Source organism: Ellagibacter isourolithinifaciens, assembly GCF_008831035.1.
Classification (GTDB): Bacteria; Actinomycetota; Coriobacteriia; order Coriobacteriales; family Eggerthellaceae; genus Ellagibacter; species Ellagibacter isourolithinifaciens.
In genome coordinates, this window is the sequence record NZ_WAJR01000042.1 from 1 (window position 1) to 9,096 (window position 9,096).

Annotated in this window: 6 protein-coding genes; all 6 read left to right on the plus strand. The window is 53.9% G+C overall.

Annotated features, from left to right (window positions below; genetic code table 11):
• Positions 1 to 436 precede the first annotated feature (436 nt).
• Positions 437 to 1,567, plus strand: a complete 1,131-nt coding sequence (locus F8C90_RS10375; RefSeq protein ID WP_170264642.1) for an S-layer homology domain-containing protein — start codon at positions 437 to 439, stop codon at positions 1,565 to 1,567.
• 219 nt (positions 1,568 to 1,786) lie between these two features.
• The gene (locus tag F8C90_RS10380; protein WP_158050436.1) at positions 1,787 to 2,599 is read left to right on the plus strand and encodes a UTP--glucose-1-phosphate uridylyltransferase; all 813 of its coding nucleotides are present in this window, start codon (positions 1,787 to 1,789) and stop codon (positions 2,597 to 2,599) included.
• 270 nt (positions 2,600 to 2,869) lie between these two features.
• Complete coding sequence (gene cas9, locus F8C90_RS10385) at positions 2,870 to 7,177, plus strand: type II CRISPR RNA-guided endonuclease Cas9 (protein ID WP_246155900.1); 4,308 nt, start codon at positions 2,870 to 2,872, stop codon at positions 7,175 to 7,177.
• Between the two features lie 13 nt (positions 7,178 to 7,190).
• On the plus strand, positions 7,191 to 8,045 hold the full coding sequence (cas1, locus tag F8C90_RS10390; protein ID WP_246155902.1) for a type II CRISPR-associated endonuclease Cas1: 855 nt from the start codon (positions 7,191 to 7,193) through the stop codon (positions 8,043 to 8,045).
• Between the two features lie 23 nt (positions 8,046 to 8,068).
• A complete protein-coding gene (gene cas2 / locus F8C90_RS10395) occupies positions 8,069 to 8,377 on the plus strand; it encodes a CRISPR-associated endonuclease Cas2 (protein ID WP_158050439.1) in 309 nt (102 codons plus the stop codon).
• On the plus strand, positions 8,374 to 9,096 hold a 723-nt coding region (gene csn2 / locus F8C90_RS10400; protein WP_158050440.1), incomplete at its 3' end, for a type II-A CRISPR-associated protein Csn2. The genes cas2 and csn2, both read left to right, overlap by 4 nt.

A 9,096-nucleotide genomic window follows, 5' to 3' on the forward strand; every position in this document is an offset into this window, starting at 1 on the left:
ATCCTGGCGCTCTTCTCGAAGTCACCGGTGAGCGCCAGCATCTCGAGGGCCTTTTTTCTTGCGGATTGACTGTACACGCGAACTCCTAACCGGACCGAATGGTCCAACTATTCGTCCGCACCCCCAAGTCAAGTTTTCCAAAACTAACACCTCACATATCGATGATTTTTGTCCACGACGAGCCGATTCTGAGGAAGAAGGCATTCTCATCGCCGCGCCTCAAAAAGTTTCGGCGAGGCAGCGGGGGAAGGGCTCCGGCGATAGCACTCGATACGCCGCGGACCGGGACGCGACCTTCCAGCGATAGCCCTCGATGCACCGTAAATCGGGACGTTACCCCTCCTGGGGGGTCTTTCGGGAGCAGAGTGGCAAGTTGGTGGTCAAACGAGCGAGTTGTGCGCTCCTGTTTTTGCTCCTACTCTCGAATGGGAAAATCGTGACCAGGCCTTTTGTTGGCAAGGGCGTCCTAGTCGGTATCCCAGAGAGCGAAAACGCGGGTTTTCGGCGATTCGAATGTCTCTATTACCAGGGCCGCGTGAAGCTGACCGAGGGCACTGACTATACCTACGTCGTGGAGGGCAACGACGCCCCCGGCACGGGTCGCGTGGTGCTCACCGGCATGGGCGATTACCGTGGCACCGTCGAGAAGACGTTCGAGGTGAAGTCGAACGAGGTCGAGCCCGATCCCTCCGAGGGCAAGATTGACATGAGTTCAGCAAAGTTCGTCGGGCTTGCCGCGAGCTACGTGTACATGGGCCAGCCGGTCATTCCTGTGGTGAACCTCATGCTGGGCAATACGCTGCTCGTCCAGAGCGTCGACTACGTGATGTCCATCGTTGACAACGAGACCCTGGGTACGGCGACCATCACCGCTGCCGGCATCGGCCGCTACGAAGGCAAAGCGACGGCGACGTTCGAAATCGTGCGCCCGACCTATGACGTTTCCGAGTTCATCGACGTGCCGCGCAATGGTTCCGAATGGTATGCCGATTACGTGTACGAGGCGGCGAAGTACGGCTACCTGACTGGCTACAAGAATGCCGACGGCACGCCGACCGGGTACTTCGGCCCCAATGATGCCCTGACGCGTGCGCAGGTTGCGACCATTCTGTACCGCGCGTGCCCAACGGGCTCCCTGACGGATACCGACAACTCTTCAGATGCGAACTCCGTCAACAAGACGCCTTTCCCTGACGTGGAAAGCGGCGCCTTCTACACGAAGGCTATGAACTGGGCATATGCTAACGGCATCCTTACGGGTGTCGATGGTAAGGGCGAGATGCAGCCCAACCGTGAGATTACGCGCGAAGAACTTGCTTGCGTTATGATGCGCTATGCCAAGAGCTGCGGCATTGCCGGGGCCGACGCCGATCCGAGCGAGGAGGGGATCACCGACTGGGCCGATGTTTCCAGTTTCGCGATGAGCTCGATCAGATGGGCGCTTGCCAACGGCGTGATCTCGGGCGTCGATAATCTCGACGGCACCAGGTCGCTTTGCCCGCACGACAGTGCAAGCCGCGCCCAGATGGCGAAGATCATCCTGAATGTCGAAGCGATGAGGAGCTAAAAGAAGCTGGCGGGCTGCTTCGGCTAATTCCCGGCCCGGTTCCCTTCCTCTGAGGTGAGGAAGGGAACCGGTTCACGTTTGGGCTTTGTGACCTTCGGGTCGCGTTTGCCGGCGCCGCGGGCAGCGCAATTGCCCCGTGCTACAATCTGTCCCGTGAGTTTCCGGAAAGCGCCGAGCGGGCGCTTTCCTTGTATGTTGCCTCGCGAAGAAAGGTTTCCTATGAAGGCACTTATTCCCGCTGCCGGTTTGGGCACGCGCTTCCTTCCCGCCACGAAGGCGCAGCCGAAAGAGATGCTGCTCGTGGTCGACCGCCCCGTCATCCAGTACGTGGTGGAGGAGGGCTTGGCGTCGAAGGCCGACGAGGTCGTCATCGTGAACAGCCGCTCCAAGAAGGCGATTGAGGACCACTTCACGCCCGATCCCGACCTGGTCTCCACGCTGCGCGCGCGCGGCAAGGATGCTTACGCCGACGAGGTGGAGCGCGTGGGCAACTATAACGTGAGCTACGTGTATCAGGAGGAGCCGCTCGGGCTGGGGCATGCCATCTGGTGCGCGCACGAGAAGACGGCGGGCGAGCCGTTTTACGTGCTTCTAGGCGACGTGATCGTGCCCGACAACCAGATGCTTCCCGCGATGCAGAAGGTGTCGGACGAGCACGGCGGGGCGAGCGTGATCGCGGTCATGCCCGTGCCCGATGACCAGGTGCATCGCTTCGGAATCATCGCCGGCGAGAAGCTTTCCGATGATGTGTGGAAAGTCGATTCGCTCGTGGAGAAGCCGGCGCTCGAGGACGCGCCGTCGAACCTGGCCGTGTTCGGGCGCTACCTGCTGAGCCCGCGTGTCATGGAGCTTCTGGCCGACGTGAAGCCTGGCGTGGGCGGCGAGATCCAGCTGACCGACGCGCTCGACGAAGTGCTGCGCGAGGAGGAGATGTACGCGCTCGTGGTCGACCCCGAAGATGGCTTCGACACTGGCACGGTCGAGAGCTGGCTGCACACCAACAACGTGCTCTTCGAGCGCAAGCAAGGGTAAGCGTGCGCTCGCGGCGATAGCCTTCCCAAGTGAGGTGCGCCCGCGGGCATGGGCAAGCGTCCGCAAGCGCACCTTTTCAAGTGATGGTAAGCGTCCGTAAACGGCGGCAGCCTCCCCCAGGTGGGGCAAATCGCCCGATTTCCGGCAGGACCCCCCCCTCGAACAATGTCATGCTGAGCCAGTGTCGCAACATGCGAGATTCGAGAATGATTAGCAGCTCGTAATAGCGAGTTACGTGAAAATACCATAAGATGAAGAAAGCCCCAGAAAATGGGGCTTTCGGCAAGTCAGATTGCCACCTACGTGGCGCCTGCAAGCAGGCATTTTTGGCAAAGCCGTATTTTGACTCGCAGTGTCGATCCGACTGGTAATCGGAGACGACGTCACTGTACCATAACCGAAAGGGTGGTTGGCGTGAATTTGCGGAATTTCAAGGGCGACTACAGCGTTGGTCTCGATATGGGAACAGGCTCCGTTGGCTGGTCGGTGACGGACGAAGACGGCAACCTTCTTCACTTTAAAAAGCAACCAACATGGGGAAGCCGTTTGTTCGATAGTGCTCAAACGGCAGCCGAGGCACGCACCCCTCGTGGGCAACGAAGGCGTTATGTTCGACGTCGTTGGCGACTCGACCTGCTGCAGAGTCTACTCCAGGAAGAAATTGAACGTGTCGACCCAGATTTCTTCCTGCGTCTTCGCCAATCGCGTCTCGTAAATACGGACCCCAATAAGACGACCTCGGATTATCGCTGGCCGCTATTTAACGGAAGCGATTTTACCGAGGTCGATTACTATAACAAGTTTCCAACTATCTATCATCTGCGTAAATGGCTGATGGAAACCGATGAGCAAGCTGATATCCGTCTTGTTTATTTGGCGCTTCACAACATAGTGAAGCATCGTGGTAACTTTTTGCGCGAAGGGCAGAAACTTTCTTCGGAAAATGCCAACCCTGATGACGCGGTTTCGGAATTTTGCACTGCGCTGAAAGAGTGGTGCGAAGGTCAAGAAGGTGACTGTGGGGCACTCAAAGAGGCAGATATCGTTGCGGTTCTTACGGCGAGAGGCATGCGTCCGTCTGATCGCGCCGCTGATCTTTTGGAGCTACTCCCAGTTTCTTTTGGCGATGGTGACAAGCAGGCTGATAAGAAGCTTAAGAAAGCGCTCGCTAGCGCTATGGTTGGCTTGAAGGCTGAGTTCAAAGACATATTCGGTGATTTCGCTACTGAAGGAACGAAGATATCGCTCTCGAAGGACGAAGAATCAGAAGCGCTGCTTGAAGTGTGCCCTGATGAGGACAAGGTGCTTTTCGAGTCGCTGCAACGAGTTCATTCCGCATATGTACTCCAAGGGTTGCTATCTTATGCTCCTGGTGAATCAATTTCGGCAAATATGATTGCGAAGTACGATCAGTATGCTAAAGACTTGAGGATGCTGAAGTTACTGGTTCGCGAATATGCGCCAACGTCGTATGGCGACTTCTTCCGTGGTCCGCTTTGTCCGAATAAGGGCGGCTATGACAAGTTTGATGCTAGTGTTAAGGGCTACACGCGCTACAACCTTGGAGTCACTTCATACGATGACTTTGCCAAAGAAGTAAAAAAGCTATTCGTAGGCACGGGCGCCGAGGACGATGAGCGCTACGAGTCTATGATGGACGCCTTCGATGACCAGCGATTCCTTCGTCGATTGAAAACGAGTGACAACGGAAGCATCTGTTATCAGCTGCACCTCGAAGAGATGGAGACAATCCTCGATAATCAAGGACGCTTCTATCCGACCCTCGCGAATGAGAAGGATAAGCTACTGTCGCTGGTCACCTTCCGCATTCCGTATTATGTGGGGCCGCTTACGCAGCGCAATGCGCGTGAGGACGCACATGGAAAGCTCCGCTTCGCGTGGTCCGAACGCAAGCCGGGGACCGAAGGTGTGACGATTACGCCTTGGAACTGGGAAGATGTTATCGACAAGGGCGCGAGTGCCGAGAAATTCATCACGCGGATGACGGGTATATGTACTTACTTGCAGGGCGAGGACGTGCTGCCGAAGTCGTCTCTTCTCTATGAGGAATTTTGCGTTCTGAATGAACTGAACGGTATGCGCTGGACGTCCGATGGCGACGAAGAACGGCGATTCGATGCCGAGCAGCGTGAAGGGATGATGCGCGACTTGTTCCGCAAGACGCGCACGGTTTCGAATAAGAGAATTGAAGATTGGCTCGTTCAGAACGGGTACGCGCATTCTCCGAAGGTGTCGGGCGGGCAGAGCGAAACGGGTTTGGAATCTAAGCTTGGATCCTACTATTTCTTCGCTAAGGGTGTCTTCGGAACAGATGAAATTGCTGAAGTTGATTATCCGATGGTTGAAGAAATTATTCTATGGAACACCCTGTTCGAAGATCGTTCAATCCTGGAAGAGAAGCTGCGAGAAAAATATGGCAATGCAGGCGAGGGTCGTTTAAGCACTGGGCAGATCAAGAAGATTTGCAAAAAACGCTTCACGGGGTGGGGTCGCTTGTCGAAGAAGTTCTTGACGGGGATTAAAATCGATACGCAGCTTGGTGAGAAGTCGATTATGGACGTGCTGCGTGAAGGCGATCCGGATGCTGATATTCGACGTGGTCGCACGATGGTGCTCATGGAAGTGATTCGCGACGATAACCTGGGTTTCCAAAAGAAGATCGACTCATTTAACCGTGCGTACTTTGCCGAGGCTGGCAGTGCGCTTTGCGTGAACGATCTTCCAGGGTCGCCCGCAATTCGTCGCAGTCTCAACCAGGCGATTCGCATTGTCGACGAGATTGCTCATATCGCAGGTCATGCTCCGACAAATGTGTTCATCGAGGTCACGCGCGATGACGACATGGGCAAGAAGGGCCATCGCACTGCCCGTCGCTATGATCAGTTGAAAGAAGCGCTTGCTGCCTTTAAGAAGGACGATCCTCAAATATGGAAGGAGATACAGGCGGCCAGTCCAACCAATTTGGACGAACGTCTCACACTGTATTTTATGCAGCGAGGCAAATGCATGTATTCGGGCAAGCCCATCGATATCAATCAGCTTTCGAACGCTGGACTGTACGAGGTTGACCATATCATCCCCCGATCCTATATCAAGGACGATAGCTTCGAAAACAAGGCGCTGGTGCTTCGCGAATTCAACCAGCGTAAAACGGATTCGATGTTGCTTGACGACGGTGTCCGTCGCAACATGGCTGGCTATTGGCGTAGTTTGCATGATGCGAAACTTATTGGCGACAAGAAGTTCAATAACCTCATGCGCACGCACGTCGGCGAAAACGCTATGCGCGGATTTATCGCTCGTCAGTTGGTGGAGACAAGCCAAATGGTGAAGCTTGCCCAGTCGCTTCTTTCCGCCAAATATCCTGACACGAAGATCACTCCAGTGAAGGCGAGCATGTCTCATGATTTGCGCGAGGCGGCAGGGTTTGTGAAATGCCGCGAGGCAAATGATTTTCATCATGCACACGATGCCTTTTTGGCGTGCAGGGTGGGTCTTTTTATTCGGAAGTGGTACCCCGACATGTATGACAAGCCCATTCTCTATACGCGTGCGATGAGAAAATACGTACGGGAGCAGGCGGAGGAATTCAAAAAGACTCGTCGGGCGCCAGGTTCGAGTGGATTCGTGGTTGGGCGCTTTATGAGTTCGTTCGTTGACGCGGATACTGGTGAACTGTGGGAGGGCGCCGAAGAGGTTGAGGGCATTCGTCGTGTGCTGAATTACCGCCAGTGCCACATCACGCGCATGCCGATGGAAGACTCAGGTGCGTTTTGGAACGCAACTATTTATTCGCCGCGCGACCCGAAGATGGGGAGTAAGCTTTCGTTGCGCTTGAAGGGCGATTTGGACCCGCAGATTTATGGCGGATATTCGAGTCAGCAATTCGCATACTTCTTTATTTACGAGGCGCGCGATAAGAAGGGGCGCCCTGCGTTCCGTTTCTCCCAGGTTCCCGTGTGGCTGGCGTCGCGGATTGCGAGCGACGAAGGGGCACTCGAAGAATACGCGCGTGAACAGGCCGCAAGCGAGCAGCTTGAGTTTGTGCGTATTCAGCGTTCGAAGATCCTGAAGAAGCAGCTGGTAGAGATCGACGGAGAGCGGTTTGTCGTTACAGGGAAGAAAGAGATGAGAAATGCTGTTCAAATTGCATTTTCGGGAGATGAGATCTCTTGTCTGCGCGAGTTTATCTCCAAGAAAGAAGAAGGGCCTCATTACGGTAATTCTGTAAGTGTTTCCCCTGATGAATTACTACGCAGCATAAAGAGCCATAAACGTTTTGCCAATAGATTACTGAATCAAATCAAGATCGATGATATTCAAAGCAATAATCTTTCGCTTGATGAGGATGGCAAGATGGAAATTGTTCTCAGAATACTCGCTTTAATAAATGGGTCAGCCAATATGGTCGACTTGTCTTTGGCAGGCGGGTCAAAGTACTCGGGCTGTTTACAGCCAAACTATAACAAGCTTCTCAATGACCCTAACACCGATTTCTTCATTGTCGATCAGTCGGTGACGGGGATGTTCGAGCGGAGGACGCGCGTTGGCCTTTAGAAATATCGTCATTGTGAGCCCCTGCAAGCTTTCCTACAAGGGAGGCTATCTGGTGGTGCGCAAAGAAGACGATACGACGAAGGTCCATCTTTCCGAGATAACGTCTATCGTGCTGCAAACGAATCAGGTTTATGTTAGCGCGTATCTGCTCGCAGAGCTTGCTAAGGAGAAGATATCGTTTGTAGTGGCCGATGAGAAATGCAATCCTATCGGCCACTATTTGCCGCTTTACGGCTCGCATAATACGAGCAAACGAATTTCCGAGCAGGTTGAATGGGGAGAGCCTATCAAAAAGCGTGTATGGCAGCGCGTGGTGAAGGACAAGATTATGCACCAAAGCAGGCTGCTCAATGTGCGAGCATGTGAAAACGAGGGGAGCATGCTCGCACAGCTTGTTCCTGAGGTGAGGTCAGGAGATACGACTAATCGCGAGGCTCACGCAGCGCGAATTTACTTCCAAGCGCTTTTCGGCCAAGGGTTTTCGCGAGATGACGATACGCCGGTGAACGCAGCTTTGAACTATGGATATAGCATCCTCCTTTCCGCCGTGAGTCGCGAGATTGTAGCTCGCGGATACCTTACTCAATGTGGTATTTGCCATCGTAATGAATTCAATCAATTCAACTTGAGTTGCGATTTCATGGAGCCATTTCGTCCCATTGTTGATCGCCTCGTGTTTGACAACATCGACGGGGATTTTTCACAACATGATAAGTATCTTCTCATCGATATGCTCAATCAGTCTATTCCTTATCGGGGAGGGAGATACCGAGTTGGATCGGTCATCGGGCTGTATGTGCAGGACTGCCTCTGCGCCTTGAACAAGCGGCTTTCAGTTGACGAGATTGAAGCGTTTGATGTGGTATGAGCGAGAAGGCGAGGGTTCGATATATGCGACTCGTTCTGTTTTTCGATCTGCCGGTTGCTACGGCGAAGCAGCGAAAAGACTATAGGATATTCAGGAAGTTCCTGCTGAAAGATGGGTTTCTTCCTTTGCAGGAATCGGTATACGCGAAGCTGGTAGTAAATGACGCTGCTGCGGGGAGCGCTATTGCTCGCGTGCGGAAGAATCGCCCACCTGCGGGGCTCGTTCAGATTCTTAGAGTGACGGAGAGCCAGTTTGCGACGATGGACTACATTACGGGTGACCGACCGGCGTATGAGGAAGTTGACACTATGGAAGAGCTTTTGATCCTGTGAAATTAGTGCTGAGCGGGCTGGAGAACTCAGTTGAAATCTCGCCCGGAATTGTGACGACATTGCAAGTGGAAAACGGGGCTTTGTTCGCGAGGGTCGCCCAGTCTCTCGTATCGCTCGAGGGCAGGATGGCTCAGGAGCCGTTTACATTATGGGAGGGCGATGCAGAAGTGAAGCCGTCGTCGGCGTTGCTCGTTGCTCCGAACGTTTTCGACCTGCCGTGGGACGATCGTGCATTGATGGGGGAGATTCTCAAGCGTATCGAGCGAGAGTTTCTGGAGGACGAAGACTTGCGACGCGCGATAGAGGCGATGGATTCATCGCTGTCGGAAAAGCTGCTCGGACTGGGGTTCGGCATGAACTCGGACTACGGGTTTGGTTTAGAATGGGATTTGAAGCGCTATCTGAAGTTCAGAGGCTTTGGGGTTTGGCGTCGAGCCGATGAATCGCTCCTTGATAATTTACTCAACTTTATCTCTCTGGCTCTTGACGCAGGCTGCAAAAAGACCATCGTGTTTGTCAACGTTAAAACTTTTTTAACGAATAACGAGGTCAAAGTGCTTTTCGATCACGTTTTTTATTCGAAGATGAAGGTTTTGGCTAGTAGCCTTTTGCGGTACCGTCAGTCAGCGAAAGACGGTACCGCAAATCGGCTAATCACGGTACTGGCTAGCCGCTCTCCTCGTCCTTCTTACGCTTCGCGAAGTACTCGCGCATGTTCG

Coding starts and splice junctions, on each gene's coding strand:
- cas2 (WP_158050439.1), top strand. CDS start 8,069: ATGCGACTCGTTCTGTTTTTCGATCTGCCGGTTGCTACGGCGAAGCAG.
- cas9 (WP_246155900.1), top strand. CDS start 2,870: ATGGGGCTTTCGGCAAGTCAGATTGCCACCTACGTGGCGCCTGCAAGC.
- F8C90_RS10380 (WP_158050436.1), top strand. CDS start 1,787: ATGAAGGCACTTATTCCCGCTGCCGGTTTGGGCACGCGCTTCCTTCCC.